At 64.9% G+C, this 24,804-nt stretch carries 23 protein-coding genes and 2 riboswitches; of the genes, 9 read left to right on the top strand and 14 right to left on the bottom strand.

The window, feature by feature from the left end; translation table 11 throughout:
- Positions 1 to 33 precede the first annotated feature (33 nt).
- Positions 34 to 981 carry an amidohydrolase family protein gene (locus tag JOD78_RS23225; RefSeq protein ID WP_209569402.1) on the bottom strand — a complete coding sequence of 316 codons (948 nt, stop codon included), beginning with the start codon at positions 979 to 981 and terminating at the stop codon, positions 34 to 36.
- A 127-nt stretch (positions 982 to 1,108) separates the two neighbouring features.
- Between JOD78_RS23225 and JOD78_RS23220 the strand changes: the two genes are divergently transcribed.
- Positions 1,109 to 1,990, top strand: coding sequence for a LysR family transcriptional regulator (locus JOD78_RS23220; protein ID WP_121040882.1), 882 nt, complete (start codon positions 1,109 to 1,111; stop codon positions 1,988 to 1,990).
- Between the two features lie 118 nt (positions 1,991 to 2,108).
- On the opposite strand, the gene JOD78_RS23215 is transcribed toward JOD78_RS23220, so the two are convergent.
- From JOD78_RS23215 to JOD78_RS23205, 3 genes are all read right to left on the bottom strand, one after another.
- Positions 2,109 to 2,606, bottom strand: coding sequence for an SgcJ/EcaC family oxidoreductase (locus JOD78_RS23215; protein WP_209569405.1), 498 nt, complete (start codon positions 2,604 to 2,606; stop codon positions 2,109 to 2,111).
- 168 nt (positions 2,607 to 2,774) lie between these two features.
- Complete coding sequence (locus JOD78_RS23210; protein ID WP_134134346.1) at positions 2,775 to 3,458, bottom strand: response regulator transcription factor; 684 nt, start codon at positions 3,456 to 3,458, stop codon at positions 2,775 to 2,777.
- A gap of 12 nt (positions 3,459 to 3,470) precedes the next feature.
- A complete protein-coding gene (locus tag JOD78_RS23205; RefSeq protein WP_209569407.1) occupies positions 3,471 to 5,099 on the bottom strand; it encodes a HAMP domain-containing sensor histidine kinase in 1,629 nt (542 codons plus the stop codon).
- Between the two features lie 156 nt (positions 5,100 to 5,255).
- Between JOD78_RS23205 and JOD78_RS23200 the strand changes: the two genes are divergently transcribed.
- From JOD78_RS23200 to JOD78_RS23185, 5 genes are all read left to right on the top strand, one after another.
- Positions 5,256 to 6,275 carry a GNAT family N-acetyltransferase gene (locus JOD78_RS23200; protein ID WP_209569409.1) on the top strand — a complete coding sequence of 340 codons (1,020 nt, stop codon included), beginning with the start codon at positions 5,256 to 5,258 and terminating at the stop codon, positions 6,273 to 6,275.
- A gap of 307 nt (positions 6,276 to 6,582) precedes the next feature.
- Complete coding sequence (locus JOD78_RS23195; protein ID WP_209569411.1) at positions 6,583 to 7,704, top strand: alpha/beta hydrolase; 1,122 nt, start codon at positions 6,583 to 6,585, stop codon at positions 7,702 to 7,704.
- Positions 7,705 to 8,171: 467 nt separating this feature from the next.
- A complete protein-coding gene (locus tag JOD78_RS28095; protein WP_245202257.1) occupies positions 8,172 to 8,522 on the top strand; it encodes a YitT family protein in 351 nt (116 codons plus the stop codon).
- Positions 8,510 to 8,848: a YitT family protein gene (locus JOD78_RS28090; RefSeq protein ID WP_348534280.1), complete on the top strand. Its 339-nt coding sequence runs from the start codon at positions 8,510 to 8,512 to the stop codon at positions 8,846 to 8,848. The genes JOD78_RS28095 and JOD78_RS28090 overlap by 13 nt, the downstream gene beginning before the upstream one ends.
- 115 nt (positions 8,849 to 8,963) lie before the next feature.
- Positions 8,964 to 10,223: a nitrate regulatory protein gene (locus tag JOD78_RS23185; protein ID WP_209569413.1), complete on the top strand. Its 1,260-nt coding sequence runs from the start codon at positions 8,964 to 8,966 to the stop codon at positions 10,221 to 10,223.
- 24 nt (positions 10,224 to 10,247) lie between these two features.
- Here the strand turns inward: JOD78_RS23185 and atzF are convergent, their stop codons facing one another.
- From atzF to JOD78_RS23150, 7 genes are all read right to left on the bottom strand, one after another.
- Complete coding sequence (atzF, locus tag JOD78_RS23180) at positions 10,248 to 11,663, bottom strand: allophanate hydrolase (RefSeq protein ID WP_134134339.1); 1,416 nt, start codon at positions 11,661 to 11,663, stop codon at positions 10,248 to 10,250.
- Positions 11,660 to 15,283 carry an urea carboxylase gene (gene uca / locus JOD78_RS23175; RefSeq protein ID WP_209569414.1) on the bottom strand — a complete coding sequence of 1,208 codons (3,624 nt, stop codon included), beginning with the start codon at positions 15,281 to 15,283 and terminating at the stop codon, positions 11,660 to 11,662. Before uca ends, atzF begins: the two co-directional genes overlap by 4 nt.
- 98 nt (positions 15,284 to 15,381) lie before the next feature.
- Entirely contained in the window at positions 15,382 to 16,017 is a 636-nt protein-coding gene (locus JOD78_RS23170; protein ID WP_121040900.1) for an urea amidolyase associated protein UAAP2, read from the bottom strand.
- Between the two features lie 15 nt (positions 16,018 to 16,032).
- A complete protein-coding gene (locus JOD78_RS23165) occupies positions 16,033 to 16,764 on the bottom strand; it encodes an urea amidolyase associated protein UAAP1 (RefSeq protein ID WP_039783237.1) in 732 nt (243 codons plus the stop codon).
- Between the two features lies 1 nt (position 16,765).
- Positions 16,766 to 17,542, bottom strand: a complete 777-nt coding sequence (locus JOD78_RS23160) for an ABC transporter ATP-binding protein (RefSeq protein ID WP_209569415.1) — start codon at positions 17,540 to 17,542, stop codon at positions 16,766 to 16,768.
- Positions 17,539 to 18,354, bottom strand: a complete 816-nt coding sequence (locus JOD78_RS23155; RefSeq protein ID WP_134134335.1) for an ABC transporter permease subunit — start codon at positions 18,352 to 18,354, stop codon at positions 17,539 to 17,541. Before JOD78_RS23155 ends, JOD78_RS23160 begins: the two co-directional genes overlap by 4 nt.
- A 148-nt stretch (positions 18,355 to 18,502) precedes the next feature.
- A riboswitch (guanidine-I (ykkC/yxkD leader) is annotated at positions 18,503 to 18,603 on the bottom strand.
- Positions 18,604 to 18,697: 94 nt separating this feature from the next.
- A complete protein-coding gene (locus JOD78_RS23150; protein ID WP_209569640.1) occupies positions 18,698 to 18,847 on the bottom strand; it encodes a hypothetical protein in 150 nt (49 codons plus the stop codon).
- Positions 18,848 to 19,293: 446 nt separating this feature from the next.
- Positions 19,294 to 19,393: riboswitch (guanidine-I (ykkC/yxkD leader) on the top strand.
- Between the two features lie 67 nt (positions 19,394 to 19,460).
- Here JOD78_RS23150 and JOD78_RS23145 point away from each other — a divergent pair.
- The 3 genes from JOD78_RS23145 (at position 19,461) to JOD78_RS23135 (ending at position 22,379) form a co-directional block, all read left to right on the top strand.
- The gene (locus tag JOD78_RS23145; protein WP_034333841.1) at positions 19,461 to 20,537 is read left to right on the top strand and encodes a putative urea ABC transporter substrate-binding protein; all 1,077 of its coding nucleotides are present in this window, start codon (positions 19,461 to 19,463) and stop codon (positions 20,535 to 20,537) included.
- Between the two features lie 150 nt (positions 20,538 to 20,687).
- The gene (locus JOD78_RS23140; protein WP_209569416.1) at positions 20,688 to 21,620 is read left to right on the top strand and encodes a TorF family putative porin; all 933 of its coding nucleotides are present in this window, start codon (positions 20,688 to 20,690) and stop codon (positions 21,618 to 21,620) included.
- Between the two features lie 141 nt (positions 21,621 to 21,761).
- A complete protein-coding gene (locus tag JOD78_RS23135) occupies positions 21,762 to 22,379 on the top strand; it encodes a flavin reductase family protein (protein WP_209569417.1) in 618 nt (205 codons plus the stop codon).
- 15 nt (positions 22,380 to 22,394) lie between these two features.
- Here JOD78_RS23135 and JOD78_RS23130 read toward each other — a convergent pair whose 3' ends face one another.
- The 3 genes from JOD78_RS23130 to JOD78_RS23120 all read right to left on the bottom strand — a co-directional run bounded on the left by JOD78_RS23130 (position 22,395) and on the right by JOD78_RS23120 (position 24,744).
- Positions 22,395 to 22,838 carry a MarR family transcriptional regulator gene (locus JOD78_RS23130; protein ID WP_034333847.1) on the bottom strand — a complete coding sequence of 148 codons (444 nt, stop codon included), beginning with the start codon at positions 22,836 to 22,838 and terminating at the stop codon, positions 22,395 to 22,397.
- Between the two features lie 101 nt (positions 22,839 to 22,939).
- On the bottom strand, positions 22,940 to 23,722 hold the full coding sequence (locus tag JOD78_RS23125) for an Asp/Glu racemase (RefSeq protein ID WP_280921012.1): 783 nt from the start codon (positions 23,720 to 23,722) through the stop codon (positions 22,940 to 22,942).
- A complete protein-coding gene (locus JOD78_RS23120) occupies positions 23,719 to 24,744 on the bottom strand; it encodes a carbon-nitrogen hydrolase family protein (RefSeq protein ID WP_134134331.1) in 1,026 nt (341 codons plus the stop codon). The genes JOD78_RS23125 and JOD78_RS23120 overlap by 4 nt, the downstream gene beginning before the upstream one ends.
- Positions 24,745 to 24,804 lie beyond the last annotated feature (60 nt).

Below are 24,804 nucleotides of genomic sequence, written 5' to 3'. Positions count from 1 at the left end.
GTTGGGTAGAAGCCTGCGACATGGTGTTCTCCGTCAGAATTGGTAAAGGCGGGCGGGGTTGTCGACCAATACCGTGCGCAGCATCGCGTCGGCCCCCAGCCATGTCGTCATCACATCGAGCAGGCGCGCATCATCGGGCTTGTGCTGCTCGGTCGGATGCGGCCAGTCGCTGCCCCATACGACCTGCGACGGTGCGGTCTGCACCAGGGTGCGGGCCAGCGGCGCGACATCCTCGTAATCGGGCGCACCACGCTTGCTGTAGAGGTAGGCACCGGAAAGCTTGACGCTGGCGCGCTGCTCGCGCATGAGTCCCGTCACGAAGTCAAACACCGGATGGCCCGGACCGGCCTGCAGGGGGATGCGCGCAAAGTGATCGAAGACCAGCGGCACCGGCAGCGCCGACAGCAGCGCGCGATTGGCCAGCAGCACGTCATTGGGCATGTTGACCTGGAGATGCCAGCCCAGCGCTGCCACGCGGCGCGCCAGAGGCTCCATCATCTCCACGGTGGTGACCGATCCCAGCGCCAGGTTGAAGCGCAATCCGCGCACGCCGGCCTGATGCAGGCGCTGCAGCTCGGCATCGCTGACCTGGTCATTGACCACCGCCACGCCGCGGGCAGTCGCACCCAGTTGCGCCAGCGCATCGAGGGTGCAGCTGTTGTCCACGCCATAGGCCGAAGGTGTCACCACCACGTTGCGCGTCGTGCCCAGCCGCTGCTGCAGGCGGCGATACATGGGGACGGTGGCCGGAGCGTGCAGCAGCTTGGCACCCGATGCCCATGCGAAACGCGGGTCGTAGATGTGCATGTGGCAATCACAGGCATCGGCGGGCAGACGGCTGGCGGCGTGTTGCGTGCCGGCAGAGTGCGCATAGGGCTCGGTTTGCGCACGCGCCAGCGGCAGCCGGGCGATGGCACCGAGGCCGAGCGCGAGCCGTGTACTGTGCCGCAGGAAAGCGCGCCGGGAAGGCAGGTCTTGCATCGTGCTGGTCTCCGTGTTGTCGTCGCCGCAAAGGGCGAGGGTTCTTGTTTGGAGGGCAGTCTACGTGCGGGGATATTTAATGTATATTTGCTTTTATTTTGTTATCCATAACTTTCAGGAATGAATCATGGACTTCCGCGATCTCAAGTATTTCGCCGTCATCGCCGAGGAAGGGCACGTGGGACGGGCGGCCGAGCGGCTCTTCAAGACGCAGCCGGCGCTGACCAAGTGCATTGATCGCCTGGAAGAACAACTGGGCGCACCGCTGTTCGAACGCGTGGGTCGCGGCATCCGCCTGACACCGGTGGGCGAGGCCCTGCTGCACCGCGCACGCCGCATCAGCCTGATGATGGACGAGACCGCACGTGAGATCGGCGACTACGCGCACGGGCGCGAAGGCAACATCCGCCTGGGCTGCATCCCGACCCTGGCCGAACACATCCTGCCGGGCATCTGCCAGCAGTTGCTGGCCGAGGCGGAGAAGGTCACGATCGATCTGAAGGTGTCGATGAACGATGCCCTGCTGGAGGGCCTGAAGGCGGGGGAACTGGATGTGGTGCTGGGGCCGATGATCCAGGATGACGAGCTGTTTCACACCGAAGAAATCATGCGCGACGAGATGGTCGTCATGGCCAGCCCCAATCACCCCATCTTTGACCGCAAGATCCGGCTGCGCCATCTGCTGGAGTATCAATGGGTGCTGCCGGCGCAATCGGTACTGAGCCGGCAGTGGCTGGACAACGTCTTCGACCGTCATCACCTGTCGCGTCCGACGGTGCAGATCACCCCGACGGTGCTGAACATGATCATGCCGCTCATCGAGCGCAGCAATTTGCTGGGCTTTGCTTCCAAGCTGAACCTGCTGGCCGGACGCAATCACCTGCGCGAAGTGGTATTGAAGGAAACCACCATGCTGCGCCGGATGGGATTGAGCTACCGGCGCGATACCTATCTTTCGCCGGCGGCACTGAGGCTGATCAAGATCATTCGCGGGACCACGCTGGACTGATGGGCAAGAGGCCCGCTGGTCCGCCCTGCGGCGCATGCACACTCCTTTCGTCTTGGCGATGACAGCAGGACGAACCAGCGCAGCGATTTATCGTGATCCGCTGACCCGGCAATGCGCCTCAGCGAATCGCCTGCTCCGGCATGGCCGAGGAGTGATGGTGGGCGATGAGCCACTTGCCGTCCTGCCACTCATAGACATAGGTGTAGCGCGCCTGCACCTTCTTGCCATCGGCGAACTTGAAGGTATAGGTGCCGACGTCCTGGGCCACGTTGCAGCCGATCTTGACGATGCGGCTGTCGATCGTGCCTTGCGGACCGCTCTTGAGGAACTTCACGAAATAGTCGCGAATCTCGGCCGGGTTGGTGCGCGGCTGGTTGGAGACGGTCGGCAGCAGCACGCCGTCGGCAGCATAGTTGGCCACGACCTGGTCCGGATCACCCGTGCGCAGGGAGGCGTTCCAGCGATCGAACAAGGCTTCGATCTGCTTCGGGGTGGCGGCTGCGCAGGTGGCGCTGGCAGGCTGTGCGGCCGCTGCGGTCTGAGCCGCAGCCGGCAGGGCGATGGCGATGCCAAAACCGGCCAGGGTCAACAGGGGGATGGCGATACGATAGTTCATCAGGTTTCCTCTCAGGGGGACTGGTTCAGATGCCGTCTCCGGCACCGCGCCACGAAGACGGCGCAACACCATTCTGGAGAGGCGAGATGAACCTCAACCCGCGATTTCCATGAAGGCTCGCTGAGCGGAAGATGAACGCAAGATGAACGGCGGCCGCTGGCCGGCCCTTCACGCAGGCTGGTCGTCGAGGCGATAACCGAGTCCGCGCACGGTCTTGAGCAGGGGCAGATCGTGGCCCTCGTCGATCTTGCTGCGCAGGCGGCGAATGTAGACGTCGACGATGTTGGTCAGCGGATCCTCGTTGGCCCCCCAGACGTTGGAGAGGATGCGCTCGCGGCTGTAGAGCCGGCCCGGTGCGCTCATCAGCAATTCCAGGAAGGCCAGTTCCTTGGCCGTGAGCGTGATGGGCTTGCCGGCGCGCGTGACCTGCATGCGCTCGCGATCGAGCACCAGATCGGCCACTTCCAGCACGGTCGCCACGGTGCGCTGTTCGCGTCCGCGACGCAGCAGTGCCTCGATGCGGGCCAGCAATTCCTCGAAGGCGAAGGGCTTGGTGAGATAGTCATCCGCGCCCAGGCGCAGGCCGGCGACGCGATCGTCGACATCGCTGAGTGCCGTCAGCATCAGGATGGGGACGTGATTGCATTCGGCGCGCAGCGTCTGGCACAGTTCCAGCCCGGTCATGCCGGGCAGCATCACGTCCAGCAACAGCAGCGCATGCTCGCCTTCGCGGGCCAGCTGCAGGCCATCCGGCCCGGTGCGCGCATGCTGTACGCGGTAGCCTTCGGCACGCAGTCCACGCGAGAGGAAATCGGCCACGCGGGCGTCGTCTTCGATGATGAGGATGTTCATGGTGATGCAGGATCAGTGGTATCGGCTGCCGGATATCGGTGCGGGATGGCGCGGCAAGTCGATGGTGACGCAGGTCCCCTCTCCGGGTGTGCTCTGCAAACGGATCTCCCCATGGTGCGCATGCAGGATGGCGCGCGCGATCGACAGCCCGATGCCGGTCCCGTCGGCCCGATGCGCCCGCGCACGGCGGCCGCGCACGAAGCGCTCGAAGACCTGCGGCAATTCGTCGGCATCGATGCCGATGCCCTGGTCGGTGATCAAGATCTGCACCCGATCCGGCTGCTGCAGGCATTGCACGCTCACCACGGCCCCGCGCGGAGAATAGCGGATGGCATTGTCCAGCACGATGACGATGGCCTGGCGCAGGCGCTCCGCATCCGCCATCAGCCAGCAGGCATCGGCCTCCGGGAAAGGCAGGCGCTGCACGCTCACCTGATTGTCCGCGCCCAATGCTTCGGCAACGTCGGCCGCATCGGTGAGCAGTTCGTGCAGCTGGATGGGCTGCGGCTGCATCACGATCTGGTCGGCTTCGGCCTTGGCGATGAGCAGCAGGTCATTGATGCGGCCGGTGAGCTGCTTGCTGTCCTCGACGATGCGCTGCAGGGCCTGGCGATATTCCTGCGCCGGCTTGTCCGCGCCGCGCAGGGCGATCTCGGCTTCGCCACGGATGGCGGTGGTGGGGGTGCGCAATTCGTGGCCGAGATCGGCGAACAGCTGGCGTCGCCGCAGGTCGATGTGCTGCAGGGTTTCATGCGCATGGCGCAGTTCGCCGGTGCGCGCCTCCACGGCCTCTTCCAGCCGGCGCCGGGCGGCATCGGCATCGGCGCGGTGCTGCTGCAGTTCGGCGGCCATGGCATTGAAGCCCTCGGCGACGCGATCGAATTCATCGCCGGAACCGACCGGTACACGATGATCGAGCTGGCCCGCGCGCAAGGCGCGCACGCCATCCAGCAAGCGTTCCAGCGGCCGTTGCAGGCGGCGTCCCAGGTGCAGCGCCAGCAGTGCCGCTCCCAGCAAGGTCATGATGACCATGAAGATGGCCTGGGTCCGAACCCGGTCCAGGCCGCGTTCGGTGGCCAGGCGCGCAATCGGCACCGCCTTGCGCTGGCGCTCGACGGCTCCGTTGAGCAGCTCGCGCAGGTCGCGTCCGCGCGCCATGTCGAAGACTTGATTGATCTCGCGCCAGACGCCCGAGAATTCGGCATCGCCCCGCAAGGGGGCCAGGGCCAGCAGGCGGGTCTGCACGGCGGCGATGTTGTCGCTCAGCAGGTCAGCCACCGACGCCAGCTGTTCGACATCGGCGGGGATCGGCACCTGGTCGCGCGCGGCGATCTCGGTCCACAGCGTGATGTCGCGCCGTGCCAGTTGCTGCAGGCGCGCGGCACTCTCCTGCATGCTGGCCAGCAGGCGGTCGCGTACCTCGGGCGAGGCATCGGCATCCATCAGCTGCTGCGAAGCCCACACGCGCAAGCGCTGCTTGTTGGCGGACAGTTCCAGCAGCTCGGACTGGATGTCGCTGGCCAGCCGGCTGTGCTGCGCATAGTCATTGACGCGGTTGGCACCCCAATAGACGAAACCGGCCTGCACGCAGACCAGCACGACCAGCAAACCAAAGGCGAGAGAAAGCCTGAGACGAAACATGAGCGATGCACGAGGAGGGGCAGGGAACGTGGAGTGTACACGGAACAGATCACCGCAAGATCAAGGCTGCCCGCAGCCGGCACGCCAGCCCCGACACGGGTATGCTGATAGCCCCGCTACCACCTGACCGATGCCCGCGCCCCCCGGTCCCGCAAGATGACCCGCTCTCCCCTGCTCCGCCTGGCCCCGCTGGCGCTGTTCCGGCAAACCCTCCCCTCGGATCTCGACCACCTGGTCGCCCTGCGCATCACCGCCATGCGTCCCAGCCTGGAGCAGATCGGGCGCTTCGATCCGCAACGGGCGCGCGAACGCTTCACCAGCGGCTTCGTGCCGGAAGTGACCTTCCACATCATGCAGGCGGGCCAGGCCGCAGGCTTCTTTGTGCTGGAGCGACAGACCGACAGGCTGCGGCTGCGTCATCTGTATCTGCATCCGGACTTCCAGCATGGCGGCCTCGGTGCGCAAGTCCTCAGGCGCATCCTGGCCGATGCCCGCCGCCATGGCTGCAGCGTGCAACTGGCCGCACTGCGCGACAGCCCTGCCAATGCCTTCTATCAGCGCCACGGCTTCGTGCAGGCCGGCGAGGGAGAATGGGACATCCTTTACGAGCATCCCCGGCCTGCAGACGCCACCGCAGCGCATGCACCTGAAGCTGGCGTCATACGCTGGCTGGAGCACGCCGACCTTCCCGCACTCGATACGATCCTGCGCCAGCATGTCCGCGATCTGCACGATGGCAGCGTGGTCGAGGCCGAGATCGCCGCCATCCGGCAAAGCATGAACGGCGAGCGGGATGCTGATGGACGCTACCGCAGCTACTTGGTGGCGCGTGATGCGCAGGGCGTCGCGCTGGGCTGCATGGCGCTGTCGGGTCCGGATGCGCGCATCAGCAGCCATCTCGCACTGGATACGCCTGGGCAAGGGAGCGCGCTCGAATTGCTCAATGTCTTCGTGCATCGCGACGCCATGCGCGGACGGGGAATCGGCCGTGCGCTTTTGCAAGCCGCCTGCGATGAGGCCCGTGCGGCCGGGGCCACCACATTGGTGGTCAACAGCGGGCCGCGCTATCGCGCCAGCTGGGGTTTTTACGACCATCTCTTCGATGCCAGCCACGGAATGATGATGGATTACTACGGCGCAGGCCGGCATGCCAAGGTGTGGAGCATGGCGCTCTGAACAGCGCACGCATGGCCACTCCGATGGGGTGGTCGTCACAGCTGCAGGCGAACACACACCTCTATCCATTAGCCAGGCTAATAAGGTAATTAAGCATTGATTAGCTAGTCAGTCCTGCGGTCCCCTGACAGACTTTGTTCTGTCCCGGAGAGGTTCCCCCCTGACCGCCCGGGGCACATCACGGCGCATGGTCCGTATCCACCAGGACGACAGCCGCCGAGCCTCTGCCCGGCGGCTGGTGGGTTGCGCGCCGATATGAACTTCCTTTCCCCCTTGGCGTCCCGGGGGGCCATTGACCGGAAATGCAATGAACGAACCGACCCAATCCGCAGAAAACCCGCTCCGTCCGGAGCCGTCCACCGTGAGCCGCCGCGGCATGCTCAAGGCAGCTGGCGCCGGCCTTGCCGCCCTGGGAACCACCTTCATGACCACTGCCAACGCCCAATCCAGGCAAACTACTGCGCTGCCGTTCAGCGCTGACGGCACCCTGTGGGACAAAACCTTCGCGCGCAGCGACAAGGTCGAGCACCGCAAGGTCAGCTTCCGCAACCGCTACGGGATCGTGCTCGCAGGCGATCTCTATGAACCGAAAAACATCAGCGGGCGCATCGCCGCCATCGTGGTGAGCGGGCCATTCGGCGCCGTCAAGGAGCAATCCTCCGGACTGTACGCCCAGACCATGGCCGAACGCGGCTTCGTCACGCTGGCCTTCGATCCCTCTTTCACCGGCGAGAGCGGCGGCGAGCCGCGCAATGTCGCCTCGCCCGACATCAATACCGAAGACTTCAGCGCCGCCGTCGACTTCATCGGCCTGCTGCCCCATGTCGATCGCCAGCGTATCGGCATGATCGGCGTCTGCGGCTGGGGTGGCATGGCCCTCAATGCGGCCGCTGTAGACAAGCGCGTCAAGGCGGTGGTTGCCAGCACCATGTACGACATGACACGCGTGCTCTCGCGCGGCTACAACGACAGCGTCACGCTGGCCCAGCGCACGGAGCTGCTGGAGCAGCTCGGCCAGCAACGCTGGAAGGATGCCGAGCGCGGCACGCCGGAACATGGTCCGGTCATGAACCAGCTCAAGGGCGGCGAGCCGCCATTCCTGGTGCAGTATCACGACTACTACCGCACCCCGCGCGGCTTCCATCCGCGCTCGGTGAATTCGAATGCCTCGTGGACCAGGACCATGCCGCTGTCCTTCATGAACATGCCCATCCTCAGCTACATCAAGGAAATCTCTCCGCGCCCGCTGTTGCTGATCCATGGCGAGAAGGCACACTCGCGCTACTTCAGCGAAACCGCCTTCGCCGCCGCCGCCGAGCCCAAGGAACTGGTGATCATCCCGGGGGCCGTGCATGTGGACCTGTACGACCGTGTCGACCTGATTCCCTTCGACAAGCTGACCAGCTTCTTCCGCACGCACCTGGCCTAGCCGCTGCAGGCGATCAGGGGTGCCACATCAGTGCCCTGATCGCTTTCTCCCTCCTTCTTCGGGCCACGCAGAGTGCGCTGGCCCGATCCACGTTGCCTGTGCGGTGAGACTCATGCGCCCGATCGATGAACGCAAGTGGATTGATCTGTAGCGCAGATGAATGCCAACGCGCCAAAGACCCGTCACCTTCCCTCCTGCGGCCAATTCCTTGCACCAGCAAGGTGAATCCTGCTGCCTTGCTGTTCTTTTTTGCATTGGCACATTTCCTGCTAGCCGAGAAGTGTTGCAGCAGCGCCGCGCCGCCTCATCCGGCGGTCGCCGCACTGCAACAAATCCTTTACCATGCGCACCTGCGGCGGCTGTCGGCGATTGAAGGCAGCTGCACACTGATGACTGGGTCAGCTTACCCGCCGGCCTGGCCATTGACGTGACGCGTTCGTTATCCACGATTGATGATTGGTATTGCCATGACGACTTCCACTGCGGATTCCTCGCCCTCCTCGCCGATTGCCTCCGCGCCTGCTGCGCGCGCAACGCCTCCTGCCACCCCGGCCGTGCGCCACAGCTGGATCGACAACCTGCAGGGCCAGCTCTTCGGGGTGGTGATGATCGCCTTCGGCATGTCCATGCTGCACAGCCTGGGCCTGATCATCGGCCAGATCGCCGGCGTGGCCTTCCTGGTGACCTATGCCACCGGGATCAGCTTCGGCATGGCCTTTACCCTCATCAACCTGCCCTTCTACCTGCTGGCCGCCCTGCGCATGGGGCGGCCTTCACCTGGCGCACGCTGGCGGCCGTCACCGCCGTGTCGGTCCTGACCAACGTGGCTGGCAACTACATCAGCTACAGCCACCTCGATCCCGCCGTAGGTGCCGTGCTGGCCGGCCTGTGCGTGGGCATTGGCCTGATCGGCCTGTTCCGCCACCAGGCCAGCTGCGGCGGCATGAGCATCCTGGCTACCTATGTGCAAGAGCGCACCGGCTTCAAGGCCGGCTGGCTGCTCATGGGTTTCGACCTGGCGCTGTTTGCGACGGCGGCGCTGTTCCTGCCGATGGATCGCGTGTGCTATTCGCTGGTCGGCGCCATCACGATGAACCTGTTCGTGGCGTGGAATCATCGCTACGAGTGGTATATCGCCCGCTAGCGCTGGCAGGGGAAGCGCCGGGCGGGGCGATTCCATTACAATCCGGGACATCCATGCATCGCACGAATCTTGCTCGCGATGCGGCCAGCCATTGTGATTCTTAGCCCTGCCCGCCATGAGCCAAGTCCTGAACTACCTGATCACCGCCCGCCGCTGCGAAGCGGAAGAACTGCAACGCCTGGCACACACCTGCCAGCTGGTACTGACCGTGGGCAAGCTCATCCATTGCCTGCAGCAGGAACGCGGCCTCTCCAACATCTATCTCGGTTCGCGCGGCGAGCGGGATGCGCAGGCCTGGCGGGAGCGCGTGGCCGCCAGCCAGGCGGCCCAGTGCGAGTTCGACACCTGGCTCGGCTCCACCGTCCCCGACAACGCCCTCTCCAACGGCGCTCGCCTCTACACCCGCATCGCCTTCGCCCTGCATGCGCTGGACGGGCTGCCCAAGCTGCGCGCCGATGTGGCCGCACTGGCCTGCACCCCGGCGGCCAGCTACGAGCGTTTCAAGACCGTAGTGGGTGCCTTGCTGGCGCTGGTATTCGAAGCCGCTGACGTGGCGGTGGATCCGCAGATTTCGCGGTTGCTGGTGGCGCTGTTCAACCTGATGCAAGGCAAGGAATTTGCCGGCCGCGAACGGGCCGCCGGAGCTGCCGCCTTCGTCACGGGCAAGATCACGCGCGAACAGGAACAGACCATCGAGACCCAGATCGAGATGCAGGAACAGGCCCTGCGCCGTTTCGAATCCTTCGCCGAAGGCTTCCGCAATGAATGGAGCGCCATGCAGGCCACGCTGCCACTGGCCGATCTGGAACGCCTGCGCCGCAAGCTGCTCACCGCCCACGGCCGGCCGCTGGATCCCGAGCTGGCCGATGCCTGGTATCAGTGCTGCTCCACCCGCATGGATGGCCTGCATCGGGTCGAGATCCATCTCGCGCAATACGTGCAGTCGCAATGCCAGGACAAGATCCGCGAATTGCAGAAGGACCTGGACCATCAGGGCCAGTTCTTCACGCAGGCCGATGACCGTGATCCGCTGGCCTCGCTGACGGCCTTCGCCTCCGGCCTGGATGGCCAGCCGTTGCCGGACGGCTCGCTGAGCGCGGGCGTGGGCCCGCACCTGACCCAATCCATCGTCGACATCCTGCGCACCCAGTCCGAACGCCTGCAGAACCTGACCCAGGAACTGGCCACCGTGCGCGAGAGCCTGGAAGAACGCAAGCTCATCGAACGCGCCAAGGGCGTGCTGATGATGAAGCAGGGTCTCAACGAAGAGGCCGCCTATCGCCTGCTGCGCAAGCATGCGATGAACCAGAACCGGCGCATTGCCGAAGTGGCGCAGGCGATCCTGTCGCTGACCGAGATCCTGCCGGACGCCTGATCCGGCGTCCCTGCCCTCGCTCTTTCAAGCAGCCAGCAGCCGGCTTTCGATGTGACGCTGCCCGGCCAGCGGCCTCCCATGGGCGCGCTGCAGGGCATCGGCCACACCCAGCAGCCTCTGGTCGCTGAAGGCCGGACCGAATACCGTGATGCCCCAGGGCAGGCCGTTCTTCATGAAATTCATGGGCGTGGCCACTGCGGCGTAATCCAGCATGTTCATGAAGTTGGTGTACCAGCCCAGGTCCGAATTGCGCTGCACCGGCTGCTCGCGCAATTCTTCCAGCGTCACCGGGCGCGGATAGGCCGGCGTCACCACGCAATCGACGGTGGCCAGGATGCGGTCGCATTCGGCCTTCAGTTGCTGCAGGCGATATTGCGCGCGGAAGGTATCGACGGCACTGAACTGCGGCGCCTTGCGCAGCACGTCGCGAATCACCGGCAGGATTTCCTGAGGCTGTTCCTGCAGCAGTGCCTCGATGGTGCTGTAGCGTTCTGCTACCCACGGCCCTTCGTAGAGCAGACGCGCTGCCTCCAGGAAGGGAGTGAAATCGATGGTCACGGGCACGCCGCCGATGGCCTCCATCTGCTCCAGCGCCTCCACGAACAGGACCGGACTCTCGCTGCAGCCGAGGAATTCCAGCTGGCGCGGCACCCCCACGCGCAAGCCTTTGCGCGGTGGCTGGAAGGCCGCTGCATCGTTCTGCGGCAGGTTGGCGCGGCTGTATTCATCGCGCTCATCGGGCTGCATGGCCTGCGTGCAAAGCGCCAGCAGGTGGCTGGCCTCGGCCGCCGTGGCAGTGAAGAAGGTCACGCAATCCAGCGTGCGGCAGGCGGGGACCACGCCGGCGGTGGAGAGCAAACCCTTGGTCGCCTTCAACCCGACCAGATTGTTCAGGGCGGCGGGAACGCGGCCACTGCCGGCGGTATCGGTGCCCAGTGCAAAACTGCTCAAGCCCAATGCCACCGCCAGCGACGAGCCGGAGGATGAACCGCCGGAAGGATAATCCGGATGCACGCTGTTGCGGCAAGCGCCATAGGGCGAACGCGTGCCGTTGAGGCCGGTGGCGAACTGATCCAGATTGCATTTGCCCACGGGGATCGCGCCCAGTGCGATGAGCTGCGCCACCAGCGTGGCGCTCTCGCGCGGCACGTAGCTGAAGGCCGGACAGGCGGCCGTAGTGGGGATGCCGGCCAGGTCGATGTTGTCCTTGATCGAGAACGGCACGCCATACAGGGGCAGGCTGTGCGGGGATTGCCCTTCCAGTGCCTGCAGGTAGGGCTCGGTTTCCTCCTCGCTCAACAGGTGGATGTAGAGCCGGTATTGCGGGTTGAGCGCGATGGCACTCTCACGCAGGCGGCCGATCACGGCGCGCGGCGACAGGCTGCCATCACGATAGGCCGCCGTGAGCGCATCGATGCGCAGGTCAAAGGAATGGATCATGCGGCCTCCTCTTCAGTGTTTTCCATGACCAGCACGCACTGTCCCGCGCGCACCGGACTACCCGGCTGCACCCGCACTTCGGCGACGATGCCCGCTTCAGGCGCGGTGATGTTGATTTCCATCTTCATCGACTCCAGGATCATCAGCAGCTCACCCTGCGCCACACGCTGGCCGGGGCTGACCTTGACCTGCCACAGGTTGCCGGCAATCGGTGCATCCACTGACAATTGGCCCGCCTGCAGCGGCTGGTGATCTTGCACGATGGCGCTGCTCTCCTCGCTCTCGTAGTTGGCCTGGCCGCAGGCGATCCAGCGCTGGCGTTCGGCATCGAAGGCGGCCTGCTGGTGCTGGCGGAAGGCGGCAATCCCCTCGGCTTCGCGCTGCAGGAAATCCTGATAGTCCGCCAGGTTCAGCTGGGTTTCTTCGATGCCGACCTCGAAGCGGCCCAGCGGAAAATCGCGGCGGATGGTCTGCAATTCTTCGGCCGTGACCGGATAGAAACGAATCTGGTCAAAGAAGCGCAGCAACCACGGCTTGCCCCGGAAGGCGGCGACCTCGCGATAGCGGTTCCACATCTGCAGCGTGCGGCCCACGAACTGGTAGCCGCCCGGCCCTTCCATGCCATAGATACACATGTAGGCGCCGCCGATGCCCACCGAATTCTCGGCAGTCCAGGTGCGCGCCGGGTTGTACTTGGTGGTGACCAGGCGATGGCGCGGGTCCAGCGGAGTCGCCACCGGTGCGCCCAGGTAGACGTCGCCCAATCCCATGACCAGGTAGCTGGCATCGAAGACCGTCTCGCGTACCGCGCCGATGTCCTTGAGGTCGTTGATGCGGCGGATGAATTCCAGATTGCTCGGGCACCAGGGTGCATCCTTGCGCACCGTGGTCATGTATTTCTCGATGGCGAGCTGGCAGGCCGGATCGTCCCAGGACAAAGGCAGATGCACGATACGCGACGAAACCGTCAGGTTTTGGCTGGCACAGACGGCGTCCCACAATCCGGCGATGGTTTCCAGCAGCCTTGGCAAGGGCAGCGCTTCGGGCTGGTAATGCACTTGCAGCGAACGGATGCCGGGGGTCAGGTCGATCACGCCAGGCAAGGCCTGTTCTTCCAGCGCCGCGATCAGGGCGTGCACGCGGAAGCGCAGTACCAGGTCCAGTTGCGGGCTACCCACTTCCAGCAACAGGTTGGCATCGCCCGACAGGCGCGCCACCAGGCGTTGTTCGTCCTGGCCCAGGTCCAGCACGATAGGCGAAGCCAGCGGTGCCGGCGACCAGTCCACCGCTGGCGCCTGCAGGCTGGCGATGCCGGCATGCGCTGCCAGAGCGATGCGGCGTGCCGTGCTCACGTCCACCGGAATGAAGCGGACCTTGTCGCCCGCCTTGAGCTGGCCGATCTGCCAGAGATCGGCCTCGATCACCGTGACCGGGCAGACAAAGCCGCCCAGGCTGGGGCCATCCGGCCCGAGGATCACCGGCATGTCGCCGGTGAAATCGACGGCACCCACGGCATAGGGATTGTCATGGATGTTGGAGGGATGCAGCCCGGCTTCGCCGCCGCTGTCGCGCACCCATTCCGGTTTGGGACCGATCAGGCGCACGCCGGTGCGGCTGGAATTGAAATGGACTTCCCAGTCGGTGGCGAAGAAGGTCTCCATGTAGGCCGGCGTGAAATACTCCGGCGCACCATGCGGACCATAGATCACGCGGACCGGCCGCACCTGCTCCAGCGCAGGATACAGATCGGCCGGCAAGACCTGGCCGGCCGCGGGCATCTCATCGCTGGCCAGCGGCAGCAGATGCAGGATGTCGCCACTGGCCAGCGCGCGGCCCGCGTGGCCACCGAACTGGCCCAGCGTGAAGGTGCTGCGGCTGCCGAGATAGGCCGGAACCTGCACGCCACCGCGCACGGCCAAGTAGCTGCGCGCACCGGCCCCGCTGATGGTACCGAGCTTCAAGGTACTGCCGGCCGCAATGTGCAGCACGGTGGCCATTGGCTGGGCCACGCCATCGAGCAGCACCGGGATCACGGCACCGGTCACCACCACGCTGGCGGCGGTATTGAAGCGCAATACCGGACCCATCATCGTCACTTCCAATCCGGCCGCATCCTCGGCATTGCCCAGCAGACGATTGCCCAGCCGCAAGGCGCGCTCATCCATCGGGCCGGAGGGCGGCACACCGACCGCCCAGTATCCGATGCGGCCGGGATGATCCTGCACCGTGGTCTGGGTGCCGGGCGACAGCACCTCCACGGTATCGGCGCGATAAACCAGATGTTCCAGGCAGCGCGTCCATGGCTGGCCGCTGGCGAACGGGACATCGTCGAGGATCTGGCGCAGGTAGTGCTGGTTGGTCTCCACGCCGTATAGCGCGGTCTCGCGCAGCGCGGAATTGAGCGCCACACGGGCTGCCTCGCGGGTGGGCTGCCAGCTGATGAGCTTGGCGATCATGGGATCGAAATACGGCGGGATCTCGCATCCGGCCTCGACCCAGGTATCGATGCGCAACGCCTGTCCATCGGCGTCCGGAAAACCGACGGCGGTCAGCAGGCCCGGGCAAGGCTGGAACTGGCGGCCCGGGTCTTCCGCATACAGGCGCGCCTGGATCGCATGGCCACGCGGCTGCAGACCGGCCGCCAATTGCGCCAGCGGCGGCAGGTCGCCAGCGGCCAGCTCGATCATCCAGCGCACCAGGTCCACGCCCCAGACCTGTTCGGTCACGCCATGTTCCACCTGCAGGCGCGTATTGACTTCGAGGAAGTAGAACTGCCCGGCCAGGCTGTCATAGACGAACTCCACCGTGCCGGCACTGCGGTAGTTCACCGCCTTGGCCAGCTTGATGGCCGCCGCGCACAAGGCGTCGGCCATGCCCTCGGGCAGGTTGGGGGCGGGAGTTTCCTCCAGCACCTTTTGATTGCGTCGCTGTACCGAGCAGTCACGCACACCCAATGCGATCACCTCGCCTTGGCCATCCCCGAAGACCTGCACTTCCAGATGGCGGGCGCGCTCGATATATTTCTCGATGAAGACGCCGGCGTCGCTGAAATTGTTCTGGCCCAGGCGACGCACCGAATCGAAGGCATCGCCCAGTTCGGCATCGCTGCGGCAGACGCGCATGCCGATGCCGCCACCGCCGGCCGTGCTCTTCAGCATCACCGGATAGCCGACGCGGGATGCAGCGGCCAGCGCATCATCGATGCTCTCCAGCAGGTCGGTGCCTTCCAGCATCGGCACGCCCTGTTCGCGTGCCAGTGCGCGCGCGGTGTGCTTGAGTCCGAAGATGCGCAACTGCGGCGGCGTCGGGCCGACGAAGGCAATGCCGGCCGCTTCGCAGGCTTCGGCGAAGGCGGCATTTTCGGAGAGGAAGCCATAGCCCGGGTGGATGGCTTGCGCGCCGCTGTCGCGGGCGGCGGCCAGGATCTTGTCCACGGCAAGATAGGTCTGGGCGGCCGGTCCTTCTCCCAGCGAGATGGTGCGGTCGGCCTGCAAGACGTGCAGGCTGCCGAGGTCAGCTTCGGAATAGACGCACACGCCGGTCACGTCCAGCGTGCGCAAGGTGCGCAGGATGCGGCAGGCAATGGCGCCGCGATTGGCGATGAGCAAGTGGTCAAACATGGAATGGGCCTGGAAATCCGGGTCGTCCCGTGATTCGAAAAACCGGCTCGCGGTCGTCCGCGAGCGGTGCACTACTGCGGTCGTTCAAGCGGTGCGGATCAGTCCCACACCAGCACTTCGGCCGCCGTGGGGTTCCAGCCGTTGCAGGGATTGTTGAGCTGCGGGCAGTTGGAGATCAGCACGATGAGATCCTGCTCGGCGCGCAGCTCCACGTACTTGCCGGCGGCCGAAATGCCATCCTCGAAAGTGAGACCGCCCTCGGGGGTGACCGGCACGTTCATGAAGAAGTTGATGTTGGCGCCGATGTCGCGCTTGTTGAGGCGGCCATCGTGCAGACAGGCACAGAGGAAATTGTCGCGGCAGCTGTGCATGTAGCGTTTGTCCAGCGCATAGCGCACGGTATTGCTCTCCTGCGCGCAGGCCCCGCCCAGCGTGTCATGGCGGCCGCAGGTATCGGCCACGATGGTGGCCAGTGCGCGGCCCAGGTTGGAATACAGCACGCTGCCCGCACCCAGGTAGGCGCGATTCTGGCGGCGCAGGGTGCGCTGGGGATCGTAGCGTTCACGCGGATTGGCGGCGCTGTAGAACAGCGTATCGATGGCCTGGTTGCCTTCCAGGTCCAGCAGGCGCACGGTCTGCCCGGCGCCGAGGTTGAAGAGATAGGGTTCGCCGGCCGGGATCACGTGACGGAACACGGCTTGTTCGGGGGCGCGCTGGCTTTCGATGATGTGCATGTGAGTCTCCCTGGTTCAGAGATGGAAGCGTTCAGTGTTGTGGAAGGCGCGCTCGTTCTCGGGGCGAGAATGGCGGCAGGCATGGGTGCTGTCGTCGCTGTGCGTCTGCAGCCATGCCAGCCGGACCGGGCGCGGTGCGTAGTGCGGATGCGGGTCCATCGGATGCTGCAGGGCCGTCAGGATGATGAGCGTGTCCATCGGCGCGGCCAGTTCGATGAAGTCACCCGCCTTGGAATTGCCGGGCACGAAGTGGAAAACGCCCTCGGCATCCACGTTCACGCGCGAGAACAGGTTCACCACCATCAGCAGGTCCTGCAGGTCGAGGTTCCACTTGCCCATTTCCACCAGCAGGTTGTCGGCGCCGTTGCGATGGAATCCGTTGCGCAATTCCTGGTAGCGGCCCTGGCCGTATTTCTCGCGCACCTCTTCGGCATTGAGCACGCCGCCGAAGCTGTCATGCCAGCCGCAGGTGTCTTCGGTGATGGCCGCCAGCACGCGGCCCATGTCGGAGTACAGGCAGTGACCGGCCTGCAGGCGCGCGGTGTGCTGGCCCTTGAGGGTGTCGGGCAGGTTCAGGCGTTCGCTGGGCTGCTGGGCGTTCAGCATCATCATGCTGACGTTGGCACCGCCTTCGATGTCGGTGATGCGCAGCGATTGCCCGCGCTTGAGGATGAAGGACGTATGGCCGCCGCCGGGCAGCAGTTCTTCGTAGAGTCTGGCCTGCAGGGCCAGGGGATCCTTGCTCATGTCAGCTTTCCTTTGCAGTGAGGAGGGAGGCCAGCTTGTCCGCCTGTTCGCGGGCACGGGCCTCGTTGAGGGCGATGTCGTAAGTGATGTGGGCCCCGTAGGCCTGCGGGTATTGCGGATCGGCGCGCACCTTGTCGAACACCAGCAGCCGTGTGCCCAGAGTGAAGCCTTCGGAGAGGTCATGGGTGACCATGAAGACGGTCAGGCCGCTGTCCTTCCACAGGTCCAGCAGCAGCGCATGCATCTCCTTGCGGATGCCCGGATCGAGGGCACCGAAGGGTTCATCCAGCAACAGCACGCGCGGACGCACGATGAGCGCCTGGGCAATCGCCAGCCGTTGCTGCATGCCGCCCGACAGGCTGCTGGGATACAGGTCCAGCGCGTGGCCCAGACCGACACGATGCAGCAGCTGCGCCGCCTCTTCGCGGGCGCGCCGCTTGGCACCGCCGAACAGGCGCCCCAGCAACGGCGACTGGGGCAGTTCCAGACCAATGGCCACGTTGTCCAGCACGTTCAGATGGGGGAACACGGAATAGCGCTGGAACACCACGCCGCGCGTGGCATCAGGTTCGGCCGGGAAGGGCTGGCCCTGCAGCAGCAGCTGGCCCTTGCTCGGACGCTCCTGCCCCAGCAGCAAGCGCAGGAAAGTGGACTTGCCACAGCCGGAAGCACCGACCAGGGTACAGAACTGGCCTTCTTCCACGCGCAGGTTGAGGCGCTCCAGCACCACGTTCTGGCCGTATTGCTGCCACACGTTGCGGATCTCGATGTAGCTCATGCGCGGCCTCCTTCAGCCCAGGGGAAGAAGCGGCGGTGGATGGCACGCAGAGACCAGTCCATCAGCCACGCCAGCAGCGTGATCCAGACCACGTAGGGCAGGATCACGTCCATGGCCAGATAGCGGCGCACGAGGAAGATGCGATAGCCCAAACCAGCCGTTGCCGAAATCGCTTCCGCAGAAATGAGAAACAGCCACGCCGCCCCCAGCGACAGGCGCAGCGAGACCAGCAGGCGTGCCAGCATCTGCGGCAGGGCCACGCGCAGCACAACGGTCCAGCTGTTGGCGCCGAGTGTCTGCGCCTTGATCAGCAGTTCGGCAGGGATGGCGCGGCCGGTGTGTTCGAGATCACGCGCCAGCAAGGGCGTGACGCCGATGACGATCAACATCACCTTGGACAATTCATCCAGCCCCATGACGATGAAGAGAATCGGCAGGATCGCCAGCGGCGGCACCATCGAGATCACGGTCAGCAGCGGCGAGAATCCTGCGCGCAGCACCGGGAAGATGCCGTTGGCGATGCCCAGCACCAGCCCGGCCACGGCCGCGATGCCCAGGCCCAGCAGCACGCGCTGCAGGCTGGCCAGGGTGTCGCTCCAGAACAGGTAGTCGCCGGTGCGCGGGTCTTCCATGAAGGCCATGTGACGGACCGCATCGACCATCTGCGCGAGGCTGGGCAGGAGCTTGTCATTGGGATTGTCGGCCAGGCGCGTGGCCGAGCCGAAGGCGTACAGCAGCGCCAGGATGAGGAAGGGCAGGAGCGTCAGCAGCCACTGCCCTGAGCGGCCGGGATGGCGATTCAGGAAACGCATGGCGCGCCTCCCTGTGGCAAGGACCGAGGCAGGGACGGACGCAGCACGCGGGCTGCGGGATGGAACCTGGGGTGGCGAACAGCGATCACGGGAAACTCCGGTCGGGGTTGAACAAAAGCAGGAGCAGCGCGGCACCTGTGGTGCAACTCTCTCCCGGGCTTTTGTCCCGCCGTGTAACCTCGACCGAGGTCGCCGGCTCTCGGACCAGTCATCTGCCTGCGGCAGACCGGAACCCTAGCCAGCTATTTGAACGTCTTGTGCAGCCGTCGGATGATCAGGTCATTGTCAGATCATCGGTGCGGGCTGCTCTGCATGTCATTGGATTTCAGCAAATTCCATACCATCAGCGCGCACGGCGCAGCCAGCGCACCGCATGCGCAAGCACTTCAATGAGCAGCAATGAAGTGCGCATGCGGCCACAGAGCGGCAGGGCCTGTGCGGCCTCGCTGGAAAAGGCGAAGGGAAAAACGGAAGTGTCGTGAGATCGGGTCATGGGCATGGTCTGCTCCTGCGAACATGGCCTGGCCGTCCAGGGATGGTTGCCGCCGCCACGCGTGATGCATGCGCTTCATTTGCTTCGGCCCAAGTCGTCTTGGCTCGCCCTCGGCGAGAACGACAATCTTGCATGCAAGATCCAGACCAGCCCTGCATGCCCTTGCGCTCCCGGCGCAAACCCGCACCTGTACTGGTTCGCAGCCAATCACGTGAAACTTCGCGGATCGCCGGAGCGCAAGCATGGTGCAAACCGGCACCGATTTGGCGCGCGCACGATGCGCCAGCATCGCTCACGGGTGACGCAGCGAATGGCGCGTTGAACCGTTCGCTATTAATAGCGAAAACCGGCATCCCGCATCATCGACATCGCATCCGGGCATTGGCATGAACCTTGCTGAAAAGCGAGCGGGAGCCGGCGAGTCCGGTCTTGAGTCAGCACAATTTGCAATGGACAGCTAGGGTTCCGGTTCGCTGGTGCGGATGTCTGGTCCGAGAGCAGTCGACCTCGCAAGGGGTTACACGGCGGGAGAAAAGCCCGGGAGATGACGCGTTCGCAACGACCGCGCCGCTCCCGGGCTTTTTTCCAATAAACCCTTCGAGGACCCTACGCCGTGTACAACATTTCCCGAATCCTTGGTGGCGCTGCCATCGCCCTGGCCGCCTTCACGGGCGCGCTTTCATCGGCCCACGCCGCCCCCCGCACCGACTTCAAGGTCTGTACCTCCATCTATGCCGGCTGGATGCCCTGGGGCGAAGCTCAGGCACAAGGCATCCTGGCCAAGTGGGGCAAGAAGTACGGCATCACCATCAGTGCCGTGCAGTTGAACGACTACGTGGAGTCGATCAACCAGTACACCGCCGGCAAGTTCGACGGCTGCACCATGACCAACATGGATGCGCTCACCATTCCCGCCGCCGGTGGCGTGGACTCCACTGCCCTGATCGTGGGCGACTATTCCAACGGCAACGATGGCATCGTGCTCAAGGGGAAGAACAAGAAGCTGGCCGACATCAAGGGCCAGTCGGTGCAGCTGGTGGAATTCTCGGTCTCGCACTACCTGCTGGCGCGCGCGCTGGAAACGGCCGGCCTGCGCGAGCGTGACGTCAAGGTGGTCAACACCAGCGATGCCGACATCACTGCCGCCTTCGCCACCCCGGCCGTCACCAGCACGGTGACCTGGAACCCGATGCTGTCCTCGATTGCGGCCTCGCCCGATGTGTCGCTGGTCTACACCTCCAAGCAGCTGCCCGGCGAAATCATGGACCTGATGGTGGTCAACACAAAAACCCTGCAGGAAAACCCCGCCTTCGGCAAGGCCCTCACCGGTGCCTGGTACGAGATGATGGCCATCATGACCGCCAAGGATGAGCGCGCCACGCGCGCGCTGACCGCCATGGGCAAGGCTTCCGGCACCGACCTGGCGGGCTTCCAGTCGCAGCTGGCGGCCACCGCCATGTTCTACCAGCCCAAGGCAGCGCTGGAATTCGCCACCAAGAAGGAGCTGCCGGCCATCATGGGCCGCATCGCCAAGTTCAGCTTTGACCACGGCATCCTCGGTCCCAACGTCAAGAGCGCCGATGGCATCGGCGTCGCCTTCGACGGCAACGTGGTGATCGGCGACAAGAAGAACGTCAAGCTGCGCTTCGACCCGGCCTACATGAAGATGGCGGCCGACGGAAAACTTTAAGTTTTTCGCGCACACGCGCGCACAACGTCACCACCACAACAGCATTACCCACTGTCTTGCGCGGGTCCGGCAACGGACCCGCCGGGGCCTGCTCGTCCCTTGCTTTCACACTGATCCACGCTGCTTCCAGACCAAACCACGGAGAGAACCTTGACTACCTACGCCACTTCCCTGTCGCGCCTTTGCGGCCTCGGCACCTGCGCCGCTGCCCTCACCACCCTGCTGGCCTGCGCTCCGGCGCTGGCCGATGATGCCGCGCCGGCTGCGGCCCCGGCCGGTCCGTGGACCATCACCAAACACATCGACCTGGCCTCGCGCTATGTGCTGCGCGGCGTCACCACCACCTACGGCAACGGCCAGCCGCTGGGCAATGCCGGTGCCGACGCGCCCGAATCGGACCAGGCTGCGCTGCAATGGGGCATCGACTTCGTCCACAGCAGTGGCTGGAGCTTCGGCTACTGGGCCTCGACCATCAATTATTCGTACAAGCAGCTGGGCAATTCCTATAGCGATCGCAGCATCACCGAATTCCAGAAACCGCGTTCGGTGGAAAACGATTTCTACTTCGCCTACGCCGGCAACATCAGCGGCGACCTCGGCTATACCCTGGGCATGACCGGCTACTACTACGCCAACGGCAGCCATGCCAATGCGCTGGAAACCAAGGCCGGCCTGACCTGGGGCGCGCTGTCCTTCAATGCGCAGACGCTGCTCAACGACGTGGTCTGGGGCAACAAGGGCGATACCTACTGGACCCTGGTCTACACCAAGCCGCTGCCCTACGACATCACCTTCACCGGCACGCTGGGCGCCTACACCTACAGCCGCGAGGGCAAGTATCTCGGCACCCGCGACACCGCTACCGGTACCTCCTGCGGGGCGGGCCAGGCCTTCGTGGTCAATGGCTGCTTCGCCGGCAACGGCCCCAGCAGCGGCGGCCTGCGCCACCTGACGCTGGGCCTGTCGGCGCCCTTCCCCGACTCTTCCATCACCTGGTCGCTGCAGGCCATCCTCGGTGGCTACAACCGCTTTGACGTCAAGCAGGGCAACCAGCTGGTGGGCATGCTGAGCTGGGGCTTCTGAACCGGGTAGCAATCACAGTCCAGGCAGCGCGGTGACCGTCCGTATCTGGCAGCTTTGATGCGGCGGTCCCCCTGCCTGGACGGCAGGCGCGACATAATACGGTTTCCATCCGTATCCGGCAGCGCTTGCCCGCATATCGCAATGAGCCCACTCTTTCACCGCTATGAACCGCGCCACGGCCACGGCCTGGCGCACGATCCCATCCCGTCCATCCTGGGTCCGCGCCCGATCGGCTGGATCTCCACCCGCAATGCCGAGGGCCGTCCCAACCTGGCGCCCTACAGCTTCTTCAACATCTTCAACTACCGGCCACCCATCGTCGCCTTCGCCAGCGTCGGCAAGAAGGACAGCGTGCGCAATGCCGAGGCCACCGGCGAATTCGTCTACAACCTGGCCACGCGGGCGCTGGCCGGGCAGGTCAACCAGAGCAGCCTGGAACAAAGCGAAGTCAATGAATTCGAGCTGGCCGGACTGACGCCGGTAACGGGCTTGGTGGTGGCCGCACCGCGCGTGGGCGAGAGCCCGGTGGCGATGGAATGCAAGGTGACGCAGATCCAGCCGCTGACCACGCTGGAGGGCCGCACGCTGGACACCTGGATGGTCTACGGAGAAGTGGTGGCGGTGCACATCGACCAGTCGCTGCTGGTCGATGGCGTCTACGATACGGCAGCGGCGCAGCACATCCTGCGCGGCGGCGGACCGGCGGATTACTTCGAGGTGCTGCCGCAGGGCCGGTTCCAGATGCGGCGGCCCAAGTAAGCGCTGCGCGCCGGGTCAGCGCTGCGGACGATAGCGCGTGATGATTTCCTGCAGGAGTTCCTTGAGCATCTCCACCTTCTGCGGATTCATCGAGGCCAGCACCTCGCGCTCGTGCTGCTCGGCCAGTTCGATCAGGCCCGAGACCAGCCGGCGGCCATTGCGCGTGACCCGCACCAGCGTGAAGCGACGATCATCCTGGCTGGTGGTGCGCTCGACATGGCCCTGCGCTTCCAGCCGCAACAGCAGCCGCGTGACCGTGGGCTGCTTGCTCACCGCCGCATCGGCCAGGGCCGAGATGCTCATGCCGCCGTTGCTGGCCAGAATCGACAGCACGCGCCATTCCAGCACCGACAGGCCGTGTGCTTCCACCACCGCATGAAACTGGGTCGACAACAGCTGCCAGGCTTGCCCCAGCAGAGCCGGCAGGTAGTTGTCGACGAATGCCTTTGACTTTGCCATTCCCCTCGCTGCCTCTTCTTCTGAAAGCAGCAAGGATACCCCGTCCCCGGGCGCAATGGGGAGACCCATGGCTTCCCCGGACGGGGCTTTCTTGACCCCGCTCAATAGCGCCCCGACAGCAGCGCGCCAAAACCCGGCACGGCGGTACTCAACTCCAGCCGCTTGAGCATCATGTAGGTGGTGGCCACCGAGGAAGACAGCACCGGCAGGCCGACGCGATCCTCAATGGCCTGCACCGAGGCCAGCGAAGGCATCTGCACGCAGGCCGAGGCCACGACGGCATCCACGCCCCGGGTGTCGAGACGCTTGGTGATCTCGATGGGTGCACGCGGATCCTGGCGGCCGACTTCCAGATTGTCCGGAATTTCCAGCGAGATGCTGTCGACCACTTCGATGCCTTCGTTCTCGATGTAATCGATCACCAGTTGCGTGAGCGGCTTCATGTAGGGCGTGAGGATGGACACCTTCTTGGCACCGATGGCATGCAGGCCGTCGACCAGCGCACCGGCGCTGGTCACCACCGGAGCCGGGCCGCCATTGTCCACGGTGCGCTGGTGCAGGCGCTGCTCGGAGACGCGGTGATAGCCACGCCCCATGCTCATGATGGCCACCAGGCAGGCATAGCCGAGCACATCCACCCGCGCATCCGACAATTCCAGCGCGCAGCGGTCGCTGTCGCCATCCATGGCGGCCAGCTCTTCCTTGGTGACCTGCTTCATGCGCATGCGGCTGGAGTGGAAAGTGAAACGCTCCGGCAGAATCAGTTCACGCGCACGCAGGATGGCCGGGATCTCGGTCTCCATGGTGGTATTGGACGAGGGCACGATCTGCCCGATGCGATAGCTGCGGGCACTGTCGGCGGCTTGGCTGACTTTCGTGGTCATGGGCGATCCTTTTGAATTTCCGCCACGGCCTCGACCGGCACTTCATCCATGACAGCGTCGCCATCGGAGAAATGCGCAGCCTGCAAGGGCTGGCGATTGACGTAGAGATTGAAGACATCGAAGCGGTTGTAGTGGCCGGTGATGTCATGCATCTGGCGCGGCTGGATGCAGCGCGACAGATCGATGTCGGCATAGACGATGCCTTCCTCATCGATCAGCGGGCTGCCGATCACCCGCCCATCCGGACCCAGCACGCCGGAGAAGGCGCTGTTGCGGCGTGACAGCAGCGCGCGGGCCTGCGGGTGGCTGGCTTCCATGGCCTGGATGATCTCTTCCGAGACGGTCGAGCAGGACACGATGGTGAACACCTTGCCCTCGAAACAGTGGGCCGCTGCACGCACCTTGATGGCCTCGGCCATGTCGTAGTCGGCCGGGGCTACCGGCAGCGCAATGTAGCTGGCCACGTGCACCAGCTCGCCCTGCGCCAGCAGCGAGAAGCGCGCCAGCGTATTGGTGTTTTCCCCACAGGCCAGCGCACCGAGCGGACCGATGCTGGTCTGGTGCACGCGCAGGCCCGACGCATCGCCCGGGGCCCAGGTCAGCTTCTCGGCCCAGGTCGGCACCAGCTTGCGATGGCGGCCGATGATGCGGCCATCATCGGCGATGGTGACCACAGTGTTGTAGATCGTGCCGATGCCGTAGCGGCTGCGTTCGTTCACGCCCACCACCACGTTGATCTGGTGGCGCGCGGCCGCCTGCGCGATCTTGCTGATCTCGGGACCGGGGATCTCGATGGCCGAACGCACCAGGCGTTCGAACCAGCTGCTGCCCTCGATCGGGTTCATGATCCAGCTCCAGTAGGGATAGCCGGCCACGAACACTTCCGGGAAAGCCACCAGCTTTGCACCATGGCCGGCGGCTTCGGCGATCAGTGCCACCACCTTGTCCACCGTGGCATCGGTATCGAGGAAGACCGGGGCCGCCTGGACCGCTGCGGCCTTGAAACGTTGAAGTTCGAGCATGTCAGTTCCTTGGTGAGAGAACGGCGGCCCGCACGGCAGACCGCACTTGAATCTGAAGGC

The organism is Herbaspirillum sp. 1130 (assembly GCF_017833835.1).
GTDB lineage: Bacteria > Pseudomonadota > Gammaproteobacteria > Burkholderiales > Burkholderiaceae_D > Herbaspirillum > Herbaspirillum huttiense.
Note: the sequence above shows the minus strand (reverse complement) of the source record. Positions and strands in the feature narration are given on the sequence as shown.